This window comes from uncultured Pedobacter sp., from assembly GCF_913776295.1.
In the GTDB taxonomy this organism is placed as follows: Bacteria; Bacteroidota; Bacteroidia; order Sphingobacteriales; family Sphingobacteriaceae; genus Pedobacter.
The window spans coordinates 1-17,098 of the sequence record NZ_CAJYOJ010000050.1 but is presented as its reverse complement, the minus strand read 5'-3'; the positions used below and the strand labels follow the sequence as shown (position 1 = coordinate 17,098).

At 42.0% G+C, this 17,098-nt stretch carries 12 protein-coding genes; 10 read left to right on the top strand and 2 right to left on the bottom strand.

Features of this window, described 5'->3' with window-relative positions; genetic code table 11:
• Positions 1-116: 116 nt before the first annotated feature.
• From QZ738_RS10160 to QZ738_RS10150, 3 genes are read left to right on the top strand one after another with little or no spacing between them, the layout of a single operon-like run.
• Positions 117-3,365: a SusC/RagA family TonB-linked outer membrane protein gene (locus QZ738_RS10160; protein WP_293787141.1), complete on the top strand. Its 3,249-nt coding sequence runs from the start codon at positions 117-119 to the stop codon at positions 3,363-3,365.
• A 20-nt stretch (positions 3,366-3,385) separates the two neighbouring features.
• On the top strand, positions 3,386-4,984 hold the full coding sequence (locus tag QZ738_RS10155) for a SusD/RagB family nutrient-binding outer membrane lipoprotein (protein ID WP_293787139.1): 1,599 nt from the start codon (positions 3,386-3,388) through the stop codon (positions 4,982-4,984).
• A 58-nt stretch (positions 4,985-5,042) separates the two neighbouring features.
• Entirely contained in the window at positions 5,043-6,149 is a 1,107-nt protein-coding gene (locus QZ738_RS10150; RefSeq protein WP_293787137.1) for a phosphoglyceromutase, read from the top strand.
• A 5-nt stretch (positions 6,150-6,154) separates the two neighbouring features.
• Here the strand turns inward: QZ738_RS10150 and QZ738_RS10145 are convergent, their stop codons facing one another.
• Both QZ738_RS10145 and QZ738_RS10140 read right to left on the bottom strand, forming a co-directional pair.
• Positions 6,155-7,018, bottom strand: coding sequence for a helix-hairpin-helix domain-containing protein (locus tag QZ738_RS10145; RefSeq protein ID WP_293787135.1), 864 nt, complete (start codon positions 7,016-7,018; stop codon positions 6,155-6,157).
• Positions 7,011-7,388 (bottom strand): glyoxalase/bleomycin resistance/extradiol dioxygenase family protein, encoded by a 378-nt coding sequence (locus QZ738_RS10140; RefSeq protein WP_293787134.1) that lies wholly within the window; start codon positions 7,386-7,388, stop codon positions 7,011-7,013. Before QZ738_RS10140 ends, QZ738_RS10145 begins: the two co-directional genes overlap by 8 nt.
• 448 nt (positions 7,389-7,836) lie before the next feature.
• Between QZ738_RS10140 and QZ738_RS10135 the strand changes: the two genes are divergently transcribed.
• From QZ738_RS10135 to QZ738_RS10105, 7 genes are all read left to right on the top strand, one after another.
• The gene (locus QZ738_RS10135) at positions 7,837-9,537 is read left to right on the top strand and encodes a ribulokinase (RefSeq protein WP_293787133.1); all 1,701 of its coding nucleotides are present in this window, start codon (positions 7,837-7,839) and stop codon (positions 9,535-9,537) included.
• The gene (locus tag QZ738_RS10130; protein WP_293787132.1) at positions 9,534-10,235 is read left to right on the top strand and encodes an L-ribulose-5-phosphate 4-epimerase; all 702 of its coding nucleotides are present in this window, start codon (positions 9,534-9,536) and stop codon (positions 10,233-10,235) included. Before QZ738_RS10135 ends, QZ738_RS10130 begins: the two co-directional genes overlap by 4 nt.
• A 154-nt stretch (positions 10,236-10,389) precedes the next feature.
• On the top strand, positions 10,390-11,883 hold the full coding sequence (gene araA / locus QZ738_RS10125) for an L-arabinose isomerase (RefSeq protein ID WP_293787131.1): 1,494 nt from the start codon (positions 10,390-10,392) through the stop codon (positions 11,881-11,883).
• Positions 11,884-12,409: 526 nt separating this feature from the next.
• Positions 12,410-13,174 (top strand): SDR family NAD(P)-dependent oxidoreductase, encoded by a 765-nt coding sequence (locus tag QZ738_RS10120; RefSeq protein ID WP_293787130.1) that lies wholly within the window; start codon positions 12,410-12,412, stop codon positions 13,172-13,174.
• Between the two features lie 35 nt (positions 13,175-13,209).
• Positions 13,210-14,067, top strand: a complete 858-nt coding sequence (locus QZ738_RS10115) for a fumarylacetoacetate hydrolase family protein (RefSeq protein WP_293787128.1) — start codon at positions 13,210-13,212, stop codon at positions 14,065-14,067.
• Positions 14,068-14,071: 4 nt separating this feature from the next.
• Positions 14,072-14,893, top strand: a complete 822-nt coding sequence (locus QZ738_RS10110; protein WP_293787126.1) for an amidohydrolase — start codon at positions 14,072-14,074, stop codon at positions 14,891-14,893.
• Between the two features lie 220 nt (positions 14,894-15,113).
• Positions 15,114-16,277: an alpha-hydroxy acid oxidase gene (locus QZ738_RS10105; RefSeq protein WP_293787124.1), complete on the top strand. Its 1,164-nt coding sequence runs from the start codon at positions 15,114-15,116 to the stop codon at positions 16,275-16,277.
• Positions 16,278-17,098: the final 821 nt, after the last annotated feature.

Sequence of the window (17,098 nt, the reverse complement as noted above, 5' to 3'; positions counted from 1 at the left end):
AGTTACATAACCTTAATTTAGTTTACTAATAATAAACAAAGTTTAGTATTGCTGGTAGAAATTAAACAAAATTAAACCAGCAAATGCGACATTTTTACACGCTTTTTAAACGGCTCATGCTTTTAATGGTATGCTGCCTTTCGCCAATGATTTTATTGGCCCAGTCGAAAATTTCGGGGACTGTAAATGATGAGACCAATCAACCGCTTCCGGGAGTAAGTGTGATGATAAAAGATTCAAAAGTAGGTACAACTACAGATAATTACGGCCGCTTCCTGTTATCGGCCAATCCGGGACAGGTGTTAGCTTTCCGTTTTTTAGGCTTTAGCACGCAGGAGGTGCTAGTTGAGGGGAACAACACTTCACTTAACATCACGTTAAAAAGTGACAATAAGGTATTAAATGAAGTCGTTGTAACGGCTTTAGGCGTAAAAAAAGATAACCGTAAGCTTGGTTATGCAGTTTCCACCGTTCAGGGTGAAGACCTGACCCTCGCCCGCGATCCCAACCCCGTTACAGGTTTGATTGGCAAGGTTGCCGGATTATCTGTTGGTCCGTCTGCAGAGCTTCTTGGCGCTCCAAATGTTGCCATAAGGGGAAATACGATATCGCTGTACGTAGTCGATGGATTTCCAATCAACACCGATACCTATAACATCAGTCCGGACGACATTGAAACATACACTGTATTAAAAGGACCCGCCGCTGCTGCACTCTACGGAAACAGGGCTTCTTATGGTGCGATTTTAATTACGACCAAGAAAGGAAATAAAAGCCGGCAGGGATTATCTATCGATGTGAACAGCAGTACCGTAATCAATAAAGGATTTCTGGCCTTTCCAAGGGTACAGCATGCCTATGGTGCCGGAGAAAATACCTTTTACCAGTTTGTTGATGGTAAAGGCGGTGCCCCAGGTGGTGTTGATGCCGATTATGATATCTGGGGTCCTTATTTTAACGGACAGCTTATTGCCCAGTATGATAGCCCGGTTGTTAACGGGGTGCGCCAGCCAAAGCCTTATACGGCGAGAGGTGCAAACAATCTGAACAATTTTTTAAGAACAGGTATACAAACCAATAATAACCTGTCTTTAACTTCGAACGGCGAAAATCACACCATACGTTTTTCTGCCTCCCAGCAGCATCAGGATAGTTATATCCCTGAACAATACCTGGATATTGCCAATGCCAATATGTATGCTTCTTTCAACCCTTCGCCAAGATGGAAATTTGAAGGGAATTTGAACTTCAACCGCCAGACTACCGATAATTTTCCTGACGTACAATACGGGCCAAATAGTTTAATTTACAACCTGGCCATCTGGACCGGGGCAGACTGGGATGTAAACGCCCCTGACATTAAAGCCATCTGGCAACCAGGTAAAGAAGGTATCCAGCAGCAGTTTGCCGAATACACCCGTTACCATAACCCCTGGTTTATGGTAAAGGAATGGATGCGTGGACACCGTAAAACCAACACAACCGGTTATTTGCTGGCAAATTATAAAATAAACGCCAACCTGAATGCCACGCTACGTTCGCAGATCGATACCTACAACATTCTGCGTACTGAAAAAATGCCGTTCTCTGCACACCCTTACGGCAGAGAAGGCAATGAAGGTGATTACCGGGAAGACCGCCGTGATTTGTTCGACAACAACACCGAGCTTATGGTTAATTATGATTATACCATTAAGAAATTCCTGAATATTTCCGGATTGATTGGCGGAAACATGCGCAACATGTCTTATAATTCCAGCTGGACTTCGACAGATTACCTGAATGTACCAGAGGTATATGCCTTCAGCAATTCCAAAAATCCAATTCAATCAACCAGCTTTAATTCTGGTATGCGGGTTTTAAGTGCATATTATTCAATGGATTTAAGCCTGGGTAAATATGCCACCATTTCAAGCACCGGGCGTTTAGACAAATCATCTGCATTCCAGGTGCCAACCACCTATTACTATCCGAGTTTATCTTTGGCAACTGTGGTTTCAGACTATATCAAAATGCCTGATTTTATCAGCTACCTGAAAGGAAGGGCTTCTTATTCAAATATCCGTTCGGACGCGACTTCAACAACTATAGGCCCTGCCCCATTCAGTTCAATTACTGCTTTTGGCGGAAGTACAGGTGCATCGCTGTTCAATAACCCCCTGGATTACGGCACAACCTACAACTCGCCATACAATGGTCCGGATTATTCTCTGAACACTTCTTATGCAACCAGTAAGCCATACAACAGCCAAACTGCAGGATATGCATCCAATTACCTGTACCAGAATGGTATAAAGACTTCTACACGCGTAAACTATGAAGAAGGTTTCGACATTAGGTTTATGAAAAACAGGCTCGGCTTGAGCGGTACTGCATTCCAATATATTGATGGCCCCAGAATTCTGCCCAATGCCATATCAACTGCTACGGGTTATACTGTGGAGTACCTGAACGCATTGAAAACTAAAAAAACAGGTTATGAAGGTTCGCTAAGTGGCGATGTATTTAAAGACCCGCAGGGCTTCAGCTGGAACATCCTGACGAACATCTCCACTTATAAAGAAACCTATAAGGAGCTTCCCCAAGGCCAGAACACTTATGCAACTTTCTTTAAAGTTGGCGACCGTACCGATAAACTTTATGGCACTGCATTCGTTAGAACACCAGATAACAGCATTATTAATGATGCAGCGGGTAAACCACTTATTAATCCAACCGCACAATTCTTGGGAAACGAAATTGCAGACTACAGCTGGAGCATCTATAATAAATTCCAATACAGGAACCTAAGCCTGGGTATACAATTTGATGGTTCAGTGGGCGGGGTAATTATTGATTATATGCACAACAAAACGATGCGTGGTGGTTCAAATGCAGAAACTGCAGAAGGTGCCCTGGGCGCAGCACGTTACCAGGACTGGTTGAATTTTGGTAAAACCGGTTATAACGGCTCTTATATCGGCGAAGGGGTGGTTATTTCCAACGGCGCAGCAATCAACTACGATTCAAATACCGGCGCTGTTTTAAATTACGGTGCTTTACAATATGCCCCGAACAGCCAGGTAGCCTTCGTTCAGGATTATGTAAGTAAATACTACAAAGCAGATGAAGCCAACTTAATGAGCAAAACGTTTACCAAACTTCGCGAGGTTACTTTAGGTTACGAATTTTCAAAAGAACTACTGGAAAAAACCTTTATCAGGAAGGCATCAGTATCGCTTTATGGCCGTAATCTTTTATACTTCTACAAAGACAAGCGCTTTAAGGATGTTGACCTTGACCAGTATAATTATGCGACAGCATCGACAGGCCTGCAGTCTCCTACCGTACGTAGCTTTGGCTTTAACTTAAATATTTCCTTCTAACCCGGATAAGAAAAACAATCATGAAAAAAATAGTCAAAATATACCTGATGGCATTTACGCTCGCAATCACCTTTAGTGGTTGTAAGAAAAGCTTCGAAGCGCTCAGCCGAAATGAGAACAAACCAAATGCAGTATCGGCGGCCCTATTATTTAACGGGGTATTAAACAACCTTCCTGATCAGCCGGACGGCTCAAAGGAGACCTATAGCCAATACTACTTAAATAACTATGATTATTATGGCAACAACCGTTATGATTTTGGGAGCGGAGATGATTATTACACGACTTTGAAAAACGTAATGGCGATGGAGGAGCGTGCAAAGGCAACTGGTGGAGCGGCAATAAATCCGTATGAAGCACTTGGTAAGTTTTTCAGGGCTTACTTTTTCAGTAAGATGAGTTTAGAAATGGGCGATATCCCGATGACCCAGGCCCTGAAAGGACTCGATGGACTAGAACCGGTTTATGATTCACAGAAAACAGTGATGCAACAATCGTTAGCCTGGCTGGAAAGCGCAAACAGCGATCTGGATCAGCTGATAAAAAACCCTTCTAATTTTGGCACTGGTGACGGAGCCACATTAAGCAATGATATCTACTTCAACAATGACCTGCTGAAATGGCAAAAGACTGTAAATGCACTGCGAATCCGTTTACTGATACAGTTAAGTAAAAAAACCGGTGACACCGATTTGAATGTGACGACTCAATTTGCGAACATCATCGCAAATCCAACCAAATATCCTCTAATGAGCAGCAATTCGGATAATTTGCAATATACCTTCGTTGCCCCGAATAATTATTATCCGCAAAACCCAAACAATTTCGGACAAAGCGGGTCAAGGAAAAATGCCTCGGCAACCTACATCAGCCTGCTTACCCAATTTAAAGATCCAAGGGTTTATGCAACTGCAGAGCCGGCACGCGACCGTGTGGATAACCTGAAACAAAGTGCAACCGACTTTAGTTCCTTCGTTGGTGCTGATGCCGGCCTTGATTTGGGGGTAATGTATAACAATGCTGGTCTGCAAAAGTATTCTTTTATCAATCGTAAACGTTTCTACTCAACCTATACAGGCGAACCCAGTATCCAGATTGGCTATCCTGAACTGATGTTTAACATAGCAGAAGGCATCAACAGAGGTTGGGTATCCGGAAATGCCGAAAGCTATTACATTGCTGGAATCAAGGCCTCCAGAGCCTCATACAACATTCCGGAAAGTGGTAACTATACCGCATATTTTTACCGTCCGGGTTCAACTGATGTAACGGTAGCAAGCAACTACGATACCTTTGTTGTGCCCGTAGATTTTAATACCTATTATAACCAGACTGCGGTGAAATATACGGCAGGTACAACTGGATTAACTCAGATTCTTCAACAAAAATACCTGGCACTTTTCAGGCATTCCGGATTGGAATCTTATTTTACTTACCGCCGTACGGGCATACCTGCCTTTACTACAGGGCCGGGAACAGGAAACGGCGGCCGGATTGCCTTGCGTTTCCAATATTCTTCAGCCGAACGTACTTCGAATGCAAAAAACTATCAGGCTGCTTTGATGAGTCAGTTTAATGGCAATGACGACATCAATGGAACCATGTGGATCTTAAAATAATTCTTACCTCACATACACACAAAGTCTATACGGCTTTGTGTGTATTTAAAACAAGTATATGAAAAAACTGATGTTAATGCCGGTTTTATTGCTGAGTATATTCTGCTGTTTTGCACAAAAAAACAAAACGAAAAACCTGGTTATCGTTACCCTTGACGGAATGCGCTGGCAGGAAATATTTCGTGGAGCAGATTCATCTTTAATCCATTCAAAATATACCGACGACCAGGACGATGTTCGTAAAAAATACTGGTCCGGTTCCGTGCAGCAACGAAGGAAATTGCTTTTCCCCTTTCTTTGGAACACCTTAGCGGTACAAGGACAAATTTATGGCAACCAGGATCTGGGTAACAAAAATATGCTCGCCAACCCCTACCGCTTCTCTTATCCGGGCTATAACGAAATTTTCACCGGTTTTCCTGATCCGGGAATGAACACCAATGACGCAGTTAACAATCCCAATAAGAACGTGCTTGAATTTATTGCCGGGCAAAAAGGTTTTGAGGGCAAAGTGGTTGTCTTTTCTTCATGGGAACGTTTCCCTCAAATCCTGAATACCCATCGGTCGGGCCTACCTGTTTACTCAGGTTATGCAAATCTTAAAAAAAAGGATGCTAATTCACGTTTAAAATACCTGAATGAACTCCAGCATAATATTCCGCATGATCTTGGAGACTCGACCAGACTCGACTTCATTACCTATGAATTTGGTAAGGAATACTTAAAACAGTACAAACCAAGGGTACTTTACATCGCTTTTGATGAAACCGATGATCTCGCCCATGCAGGCAACTACAAACTTTATCTGGAAAGGGCCAAACAGGAAGATGGCTACCTGGAAGCTTTATGGAAAATAATTCAGGCAGATCCGTTTTATAAAGACCAGACAACCTTACTGATAACGTGCGACCATGGACGTGGCGAGCAGCCACTGGATAAATGGCGTGATCACGGCGCAGATGTGAACGGTGCAGAAAATACCTGGTTTGCTGTTTTAGGTCCGGATAGCCCTGCAATCGGAGAAATCAAAACCGCCTCGATTACTTATCATAAACAACTGGCGCAAACTATGGCTATGCTTTTGGGTCTGGATTTTAAATCAAATGCAGGTCACGAGGTTGGAATAGCTATTCAAACCGTGTTCAAAAAACATTTGGCAAATTAAATAAATTATTCATTTTTCGAGTGTTTTGGGTTTCCAAACGCCTTTCTGTAGGCTATTGGCGTCATCCTGAATTCTTTTTTAAATAGCCGTATAAAAGCACTCTCGTCTTCAAAGCCACATTGGGGAACGATATGCCCTATCGTGATGGTTGATTGTTTTAATAGTAAAGATGCTTTCTTTAATCGCAATCGCGTAAGGTACTGTAATGGTGCTAGTTCGTAGGCACTGCGGAAACAGCGTATAAAATGATAGGGAGAAATATGTGCTAAGTCGGCCAGTTGCGCAATGGTGATTTTCTCTTCCGGGTGTTTGGTCATGTACGCCAATGCCCGTTTGAGTTTTTTATGCAGGTCTTTCTGGGTAGCCTCGTGCGTGGCCGGAATTTGTTTTGCGGTCTGGAATTGTGGCAATTCAAACCAAGGCCTCTTTGGCCGCGTAGCCGGATAGCCCTGCTGCTCACGGAAGGCCTTACGCTCAGGTGTAAAATTCCACCAATTCAGTTTGCTATCCGGGTGCCTGGCGAAATGGACCACCAGCCGGAATTGGTCTTCCACACAGGGATCTACCCACACCCCTTTTTGCAATTCGTATTCATCGGTAAGCTTCGCGCCATCTTTTCCTTTCAGGTCTTTTAGCGAATAATAGCCCATTCCAATCAGGTCGTGTGCAAAGCGTATACCTATGGAGGGCACACGCTGAAACTCGGACAGCGCAAATAGCTCCATCGCCCTGATTTTAGACGTATCAAGCAATTGCTGTAGCACCTCTACTTCATGCAGGTGCATTTCACTTTTTTTAATTTTCAGCGTACGCAGCTTTTTCGCTTCTGCAGGTGTTACCTCCAGCGGGTTAAGTACCTTTTTAATCATGTTCTGCGAAAGTTAGCAGGTAATTATTGTTGTCGCAAATGGAGAACTCGGTTGCACCATAAAAAGTTTTCTCCAGACCGGTAAGAAGTTTGACCTGTTTTCTGACCTGCTCATAATATTCACGGATATTTTGCATACTTACATACAATAAAAGCGATCCGCCATCGGCACGATGCACCATCGGGAGCTTGCCTTCAATGCTGGCAAAGGTCTGAAACATGAAAGTGACACTTTCGTTCGTCATCATCGCAAATACCTTCTCTCCTTCTGATGCAGACACTTCATTAATTACACTGAAACCGAGTTTGGTGTAAAAGGTTATTGTTTCGGCTAAGTCATTGACAAAAATGTTCGGTGAGATTGATTTCATAAAAGGAATGCGGGTTGGTTTAGTCAAAAGTAAAAAAAAGGTAAATTTCAGAATATGCCGATATTGCTAAAGTGGATTAAACCTGGAAGTAAACATTTGAAGGGTTTTGGGCTGATAAGATTTGAGCGCCTACCTGATTAGGGAGCATTCTAATCCTTTGCTTGCACTATTACCAAATACGAACTTCTATTTTACACTCTCTTCTTTCATAATGTTTACTTTAACCGCTAGAAATGCAAGTATATTGGCAAGAAGGTTTAACGCCAACTGAATACCAGCATAATGAAAGTTGATGCGGATTTACAGGTGAAAAGATAAAAGGATAGTGAAAGCCTTTGCAAAAATAAATCCTGTCTTTTTGAGGTTAAAATTGGTGTTTATTATTAAAAAATCAATAAAATTTTTTAATTCAAATAAATAAACGTTAATTAGACATTTATTTATTGTTATGAGCACAGCAAACTATGTAATTGGAGTAGATTACGGGTCAGATTCTGTCCGGTCTGTTTTAGTCGATACCACAAACGGAAAAGAAATCGCATCATCAGTTTTTCTTTATCCAAGATGGCAGAAAGGTTTATACTGTAAACCAGCTGTTAACCAGTTCCGCCAGCATCCCTTAGATTATATTGAAGGTTTAATCCACACCATAAAAGATTGCCTGGCCAAAGCCGGCGGTGCAGAAATTGCACGTTCGGTAAAAGGTATTTCGGTTGATACAACAGGTTCCAGCCCGGTTGCTGTTGATGCTACAGGTACTCCCCTGGCCTTAACACCTGGTTTTGAAGAAAACCCAAATGCCATGTTTGTGCTCTGGAAAGACCATACAGCCGTTAAAGAAGCAGCAGAAATTAATGAGCACGCTACTAAGTTTAAAACTAATTACTTAAAGTATGTAGGCGGAATTTATTCGTCTGAATGGTTTTGGGCAAAGCTGCTGCGTACCTTAAGGGTAGATCAATCTATACGAAATAGTGCGCAATCTTGGGTAGAGCATTGTGACTGGGTTCCGTTTTTACTTTGTGGTGGAAACGATGTAGCTAAGATGAAAAGAAGTCGTTGCGCTGCCGGACACAAAGCATTATGGGCAGAAGAATTTAATGGCCTACCACCAGAAGATTTTTTTAGTAGCCTGGATCCGCTTTTGGCTGGTTTCAGGGATAAATTATTTAATGATACCGATACTTCTGATGTGGCCGCGGGCACCTTATGCGAAGAATGGGCAGGCAAACTGGGTTTAAATACTGATGTAGTAATTGGTGTTGGTGCTTTTGATGCACACATGGGCGCAGTTGGCGGGCAAATTGAGCCTTATTATTTAAGTAAGGTAATGGGTACCAGTACCTGCGATATCCTGGTAGCTCCTAACCAGGATTTAGATGGTAAATTAATTAACGGAATTTGTGGACAGGTAAACGGTTCTGTAATTCCGGGTATGGCAGGTTTAGAGGCCGGGCAGTCTGCCTTTGGTGATGTGTATGCCTGGTTTAAAAATTTAATCAGCTGGCCATTAAACCATTTGTTAACAGAATCTACATTAATTGATGAGGCTACAGCAATTGGGTTAAAAGAAGAACTGGAAAGCAAGATTATTGCCAGTTTAAGCAAACAGGCTGAAGCTTTGGATGATGAAGATTATGCCGAACTAGCTGTTGATTGGTTAAATGGCAGAAGGACACCCGATGCTAACCAGGAACTTAAAGGTGCTATTACCGGTTTGGGTTTAGGTACTGATGCGCCGAGGTTTTTCCGCGCTTTAGCTGCTGCTACCTGTTTTGGCGCCAAAGCTATTGTAGATCGTTTTAAAGAACAGGGTGTACCGGTAAGAGGCATTATCGGTATCGGTGGTGTGGCTAAAAAATCAGGCTATATTATGCAAATGATGGCTGATGTGCTTGAAATGCCTATCCGCATTCACCGTTTTGAGCATACCTGCGCTTTAGGCGCGGCCATGTTTGCCGCAGTAGCAGCAGGCATCTACCCAAATATTGAGGCTGCCATGCAGGCTATGGGTACTGGTTTCGAAAAAGAATATAAGCCTAACGTTAAAAAGCAAAAGCTTTACCGCCAACATTACCAGCAATATTTAGGTCTGGGCCGTTATCTGGAGAAATACAGTAAAAAAGACGTTAAACCATATTTATCATGAGCAACTATCAGGATATAAAGCAACAGGCTTACGAGGCCAATATGCAGCTGCCGAAATTAGGATTGGTACTGTTTACTTTTGGTAATGTAAGTGCCGCCGACCGTGAGAACGGTGTATTTGCGATTAAGCCCTCCGGTGTGCCTTACGAAGAATTAACACCTGAAAAGATGGTGATTGTAGATTTTGAGGGAAAAACGGTTGAAGGAAGCCTTCGCCCCTCTTCAGATACAAAGACCCATGCTGTTTTATACAAACACTGGGAAGGTATTGCGGGTGTAGTACATACACATTCTACCTATGGCACTGCATGGGCACAGGCGCAAAAAGCCATTCCAATTTTTGGGACTACCCATGCCGACCACCTGACAGTCGACATTCCCTGTGCGCCACCCATGGATGACGCGATGATTAAGGGTAATTATGAATATGAAACGGGTTTCCAGATTATGAACCATTTTGAAAGCTTAGGCTTAAGCCATAAAGAAGTGGAAATGATCTTGGTGGGTAACCATGCACCTTTTACCTGGGGCAAAACAGCAGAGAAAGCGGTTTATAATAGTGCAGTGCTGGAAGCAGTGGCACAAATGGCTTTATTGACGCAGCAAATCAATCCACAGGCACCTAGGCTAAAAGATTCGTTAATTGAGAAACATTATGAGCGCAAGCACGGTGCGGGAGCTTATTACGGCCAGACGTAGTTAGTTTGGAGTCTGAAGTCCTCAATTTGGAGTACAGGAAAAGCGAAAAGTCTAACTATCGGTTGGTGCTTCACCGACCTAAAAATACAAAACCACACAGGTTTTTAAAACCTGATAGGTTTGATTGAGTAAATTAAAAACAACTTAAAACATAATGATTGATTTAAAAAAATTACAGGTATGGTTTATCACCGGTACCCAACATTTGTATGGCGAAGAGACCTTAAAGCAAGTGGCAGAACATGCACAACAGGTTGCTGATTCTTTGAATCAAGACCAAAATATCTCTGTGTCGGTGGTATACAAGCCGATTGTAAAAACGACTGAAGAAATTTTTGAAACTTTACAACAGGCCAATATTGATGAAAACTGTATTGGTGTGATGACCTGGATGCACACCTTCTCTCCTGCCAAAATGTGGATCAGGGGTTTAAATGTATTGCAAAAGCCCTTGCTACATTTACATACGCAGTTTAATCGCGATATTCCATGGAATACCATTGATATGGATTTTATGAACCTGAATCAGAGTGCACACGGCGACCGCGAATTTGGTTTTATGGTTTCGCGTATGCGTAAAGACCGTAAAGTGGTGGTTGGGCATTGGCAGGATGAAGAGGTAGCAAAACAAATTGATACCTGGTGTAGGGCTGCTGCCGGATGGAACGATTGGCAAGGTGCTAAATTTGTTCGTTTTGGCGATAACATGCGCTTTGTTGCCGTTACTGATGGTGATAAAGTTGAAGCGGAAATGAAATTCGGTTTTTCTGTAAATACTTATGGCATTGGCGATTTAGTAGCTGTAATTAACGGAATTGATGAGGACGCTGTTCAGGCTTTATTACAGGAATACGAAGCTACTTATGAAATGGCTGAAGATTTGAAAGCCGGTGGTGCGAGACATCAATCGGTTTACGATGCAGCTAAAATTGAACTGGGACTACGCAAGTTTTTGGTTGATGGTGGCTTTAAAGGTTTCTCAGATACTTTTGAAGATCTACATGGTATGATTCAGTTGCCAGGTATTGCAGCGCAACGTTTAATGGCCGATGGTTATGGCTTTGCAGGTGAAGGCGACTGGAAAACAGCAGCTTTGGTTCGTGCCTGTAAAGTAATGGGTGCTGGTTTACCTGGTGGAAATGCATTTATGGAGGATTATACTTATCACTTCGATCCGGCAAATGCAATGGTGCTGGGTTCGCACATGCTCGAGGTTGATGCCAGTTTAGCTTCTGGAAAGGCAAGTTTAGAGGTACATCCGCTTGGCATTGGTGGTAAGGCCGATCCGGCACGTTTGGTATTTAATGTGGGTGGTGGCGACGCCCTGAATGCTTCTTTAATTGATATGGGTAATCGTTTCCGTTTATTGGTAAACGAAGTTAAAGCTGTGGAGGCGGAAAATGACCTGCCTAACCTACCTGTTGCACGCGTGCTTTGGAAACCACTTCCAGATATGAAAACAGGCTGTGCAGCATGGATTTATGCCGGTGGAGCGCACCATACCGCTTACAGTCAGAATTTAACTACCGAGCACTTATCTGACTTCGCCAATATTGCCGGTTTAGAGTACATTAATATCGGCGCCGATACGAAAATCAATCAGTTCAGAAATGAATTGCATTGGAACGAGGTGTTTTATAAAGGTTAAGTTAACAAACCTTAAATATACAAAAGCCGATAATAATTTAAATTATCGGCTTTTTTGTGATTATATTTATTAGCGATAAAATTGCTGTTCTCCTGCATCTGCGTTACAAACGCAAACGACTTCATTATTCTTATTCCATCGTCATCCTGAACTTCCGCACGGCCAGTCGGACGGTATTCAGGATCTTAAAGTAAATACGTTTATTTTATAGATGCTGAAATCAGGTCAACATGTGTCTTTGGGTTGATTTATGGCTAAAATTTAATTTTTCATTTGCGCCAATAGTCGAAATATTCATTTTATTTGCCGTTCCTATTGGAGTGTTCAGCAAAATGAATGACAATATTTGTTAATATTTAGACAAGAAGATAAAATTTTCAGTCAACAATATTTATTTTATTTGTGGTCGTATTCTAATCAATTATAACATTCTGCCTCTTTAGGTGCTATCAAACATGAATGATCATATTACCGGATGCCAACTGAAAAAAGTAAATTACACCATCAATTATTTTAAATAACAAACATGTTTTCACTCAAAAATAAAAAAGCAGTAGTTACAGGCGGTGGAAGTGGAATTGGTAGGGCTATTGCCACCATTCTGGCCAGGCAGGATGCTGAAGTACACATTATTGAATTGGGTATTGCTCAGGCGCAAGATACATTTGATGAGATTAAAGCAGCTGGCAAACAAGCTTTCAGCTATGCCTGCGACGTTTCCGATCACCAGTCCGTTAAAGCTGTTTTTGAACAGATCGGCACTATCAATATTTTAATCAATAATGCTGGCATTGCACACATTGGCAAAGCTGATACCACAGAAGAAGGCGATTTTGACAGGATAATGCGTGTTAATGTTAAAGGTGTTTACAATTGTTTGTATGCCGCTATTCCGCAGATTCGTTTAGCTGGTGGTGGTGTAATTATTAATATGGCTTCTATTGCTGCATTAATTGGCCTGCCAGATCGTTTTGCCTACAGTACAGCGAAAGGTGCGGTAAAAGCCATGACCATGAGTGTAGCTAAAGATTACATTAACGAAAACATCAGGTGCAACTCTATTTCTCCCGCGAGGGTACACACCCCTTTTGTAGATGGTTTTTTACAAAAGAATTATCCGGATAATATCTCTGAAATGTTCGAAAAATTATCCAAAACGCAACCGATTGGCCGTATGGCAAAACCTGAAGAAATCGGGGCGCTTGCGTTATATTTATGTAGCGACGAAGCGGCATTTATTACCGGCTGCGACTACCCTATTGACGGTGGATTTACTACCTTAAACAATTAATATCCTTCTTACATAAAAAATATAACCTTTTTAATATGAAATTAATACGATTTGGAGAGGCAGGGGCAGAAAAACCGGGAGTGATTATCGACGATAATTACTATGATGTATCTGCATTGGTGAACGATTATAACGAAGCGTTTTTTGGTGGCGATGGCCTGGCAGAACTAAAATTAGCTATTCCATCTGCTGATTTGCCACAGGTAGATAAAAGTGTACGTCTTGGACCGGCTTTGGCGCGCCCTTCAAAAATTATCTGCGTAGGTTTAAACTATAAAGATCACGCAGCTGAAACCAATGCACCTATTCCCGCTGAGCCTATTTTATTTTTCAAAGCAACCTCAGCCATTGTAGGGCCTAATGAAGATCTGGTGATTCCGAAAAACAGCAAAAAAACAGATTGGGAGGTAGAGTTAGCGATTGTTATTGGGAAAAAAGCGAATTATGTAAGTGAAGAGAATGCTTTAGATCACATTGCTGGCTATGTATTACATAATGATTACAGTGAACGCGAATTCCAGCTGGAGCGTAACGGACAATGGGTTAAGGGGAAAAGCTGTGATACTTTTGCGCCAATCGGGCCATTTATCGCCACACCGGATGAAATTGCCGATGTTCACAACCTGCGCTTATGGTTAACCGTTAACGGGAAAACTTTACAGGATGGCAATACTGCTAACCTGATTTTTAATGTACCTTTTATGGTTTCATACATCAGCCAGTTTATGACCCTTCTGCCAGGTGATATTATCACTACCGGTACGCCTGCCGGGGTGGGTTTAGGACAAAAACCGGAGCCCTGGTACCTAAAACCCGGCGATGTGGTAGAATTGGGTATCGACGGCTTAGGTTCCAGTAGACAAATTGTTAAAGCCTATAGCGAAAATTTTTAACGTAATGATCGACACCCACGTACATTTCTGGAATTTCGATCCGGTTAGAGATAACTGGATTAACGACGATATGCAGATCATCCGCCATGATTTTGCTCCCGAAAATCTTTTGGATATTTACAGTGATTTAAATATCGAGGGTTGCATTGCGGTGCAGGCGAGCCAATCGGAAGAAGAGAACCATTTTCTCCTGAAACTGGCGGACGGGCATGAAATTATAAAAGGTATTGTGGGTTGGGTTGATTTGCGTGACCCCAATCTGGATGAACGTTTAAGCTACTGGCAAAATTATAAAGCCATTAAAGGCTGGCGGCATGTGTTGCAGGCCGAAAGCCGTGATTTTATCCTCAATCCTGCTTTTATTGCCGGTGTGAAGCAGCTGAAAAAATACAATTATACATACGATCTATTGTGTTACCATAATCAATTAGATGCCATCATAGAAATGGTTGATCAAATTCCCGAGCAGCCATTTGTACTGGATCATTGTGGTAAGCCTGATGTAAAAAGCCAGGATATCAGCGGTTGGACTAAAAAAATTAAGATCCTGGCTGCCAATCCAAATATACACTGTAAAGTTTCAGGTCTCCTGGCCGAAGCTGACTGGCATAATTGGAGAGAAAAAGAGTTGTTTAACTGTTTTGATGTCGTTTTTGAAGCATTTGGTCCTGAACGTGTTATGTATGGCAGCGACTGGCCGGTCATGCTGATCAGCAGGCCCTATCAGGATTGGTTTAATCTGGTCCATAAATACACGGAAAAATTTAATACAGCAGAAAAAAGAATGATTTTTTCGGATAATGCAAAAGCTTTTTATAAAATTTAATGAAATTGATACTGGCGCTCGTTTCCAACACGCGTTGAGTATTTTATCGTTATAACGATATAATCGTTTTGCTATTTATGCACTCGTTTGGAAACGAGCGCAAATAAATTCCATCCTAAAACGATCAATACAAAATAGCAGATTGTGCAGGATGGAAACTTCAAAGGATGATGTTAGTTTTCATTTTTAACACGCATACGGGCAAGATAATAACCTAATCATGAGTAAAAAAATTACTTTTCCTTATCATTCTCAATACCCTTCGGTAGCTGACCTCAGGCATAAAGCAAAAAAAAGAATACCAAAATTTGCTTTCGATTATTTAGAAGGTGGCTGTAACGAAGGATTAAACCTGGCTCGAAATGAAACAGATTTCGATAATATATTCTTGAAACCAAATTATTTGCGTGTGGGGGGAGACATCGATATGTCGGTTGAGCTTTTCGGGCGCAGATATAGTGCACCGTTTGGCATCTCTCCCATCGGTTTACAAGGTTTGATGTGGCCAAATGCGCCCGAAATTCTGGCGAGGGCGGCGGCCAAGCACGATATCCCGTACACATTAAGTACGGTATCTACCAGCAGTATCGAACGCATAGCAGAAGTTTCGGAAGGAAAAGCCTGGTTTCAGCTCTACCACCCTACCGAAAACAAATTGAGGGATGATATTTTATCACGCTTGAAGGCGGTTGAATGTCCGGTATTGGTTGTGCTGGTAGACGTTCCTGCTTTCGGTTTACGGTACAAGGAAATTAAAAGCGGCCTTTCCATACCGCCTAAAATGTCGGTCAGCAATATATTACAGGCTTTCGCCAGACCGTTATGGGGCATCAAAACGTTGCAGCACGGTATCCCCTCGTTTGCAACTTTAAAACCCTATATGGAAAAAGGAATGGACATGTCGCAGCTTGGACAGTTTATGAACAGAACTTTTACGGGGAAAGTTGACATCGAAAAGGTTTCGGCTATCCGCGAAATCTGGAAGGGTCCGCTGGTATTAAAGGGTATAGCTACCGAAGAAGATATGCAGGCCGCGATACAGATTGGTGTTGATGGCATTATTGTCTCCAATCATGGTGGACGACAGATTGACGCAGGTGAATCATCGATCAATTCATTAATCAAACTTGCCGGAAATGATGCCTATAAATCGAAACTTAAAATCATGCTGGATGGTGGAATCCGTTCGGGTGTTGATTTGGCCAGGGCACATGCCGTAGGTTCTGAATTTAACTTTATGGGACGACCGTTTATGTTTGGCGTTGGTGCATTGGGTAACGATGGTGGAGACCATACCATCAATATGTTTAAAACCCATTTGTATCAGATTATGCAGCAGCTTACTATAGAAAAGATTTCGCAATTTCCCGAAAGGCTGTTGTAATCTAAACTATACTGGTTGTTATCATACAAACCAGCTTAAATGATATTTCGTAACCTCCCTGAAGCGCAGCGGAGGGATATAGCGGAAAACGGGAACAAACTTTAATAGTTGCTAAAGTCTTTGTGCTTCAAAATGAGTGTAATATTTTGTAAATCAGGGTTCGTTGTCTTTCGGTTAATGCAGTCCTTCTTTCCGCTATTATTTTTTTTGAGCGGTTAGTAGGCATATTTTTGTTTCTGTACCAAAAAGGATAGCCGCTTCAATAAGGTTTATTGAATATGGGCCGGTGTAAGAAATCAAGAAGTATTTTGCCCGATATTGAGAGTTTTTACGTTGTTCTTTGCAGCAACTTTGTTCTTAGCCCCGGGCTCAGCGGAGGGATATAGCGAAGCACGGGAACAGACATTAATAGTTGCTACAGCACTTGCGCTCCAAAATGAGAATAATTTTTTATAAATCAATTTTCGTTGCCTTTCGGTTAATGCAGTCCTTCTTTCCACTATTATCTTTTTTGTGAGGGGTTAGCAGGCATATTTTGGTTTCTGCACCAAAAAGGATAGCCGCTTCAATAAGGTTTATTGAACAGGGGCCTGTGTAAGAAACCGGGTATCGCTTTGCATATCATCAGCCGTTTGCACTTTCTTGTTTTGCACGAACCGTGTGATCTAGCCCCCTGCCCGTTGCAGGCGGGCGGGCAATGTCGTTAAGTTAAGCTATATCCCTCTGTACATCAAAGGTTTTCTCTTTTCTTTATAGACCTTAATTCTTTTGAAGCTTCTATTGGATCTAACTATATCCGTGCAATTCTTTAATAACTTTAG

Bases quoted from the DNA above. Each gene is read 5' to 3' on its own strand.
- QZ738_RS10145 (WP_293787135.1), bottom strand. From the start codon at position 7,018: ATGATTAAAAAGGTACTTAACCCGCTGGAGGTAACACCTGCAGAAGCG.
- araA (WP_293787131.1), top strand. From the start codon at position 10,390: ATGATTGATTTAAAAAAATTACAGGTATGGTTTATCACCGGTACCCAA.
- QZ738_RS10130 (WP_293787132.1), top strand. From the start codon at position 9,534: ATGAGCAACTATCAGGATATAAAGCAACAGGCTTACGAGGCCAATATG.
- QZ738_RS10115 (WP_293787128.1), top strand. From the start codon at position 13,210: ATGAAATTAATACGATTTGGAGAGGCAGGGGCAGAAAAACCGGGAGTG.
- QZ738_RS10140 (WP_293787134.1), bottom strand. From the start codon at position 7,388: ATGAAATCAATCTCACCGAACATTTTTGTCAATGACTTAGCCGAAACA.
- QZ738_RS10110 (WP_293787126.1), top strand. From the start codon at position 14,072: ATGATCGACACCCACGTACATTTCTGGAATTTCGATCCGGTTAGAGAT.
- QZ738_RS10155 (WP_293787139.1), top strand. From the start codon at position 3,386: ATGAAAAAAATAGTCAAAATATACCTGATGGCATTTACGCTCGCAATC.
- QZ738_RS10150 (WP_293787137.1), top strand. From the start codon at position 5,043: ATGAAAAAACTGATGTTAATGCCGGTTTTATTGCTGAGTATATTCTGC.
- QZ738_RS10120 (WP_293787130.1), top strand. From the start codon at position 12,410: ATGTTTTCACTCAAAAATAAAAAAGCAGTAGTTACAGGCGGTGGAAGT.
- QZ738_RS10135 (WP_293787133.1), top strand. From the start codon at position 7,837: ATGAGCACAGCAAACTATGTAATTGGAGTAGATTACGGGTCAGATTCT.
- QZ738_RS10160 (WP_293787141.1), top strand. From the start codon at position 117: ATGCTTTTAATGGTATGCTGCCTTTCGCCAATGATTTTATTGGCCCAG.
- QZ738_RS10105 (WP_293787124.1), top strand. From the start codon at position 15,114: ATGAGTAAAAAAATTACTTTTCCTTATCATTCTCAATACCCTTCGGTA.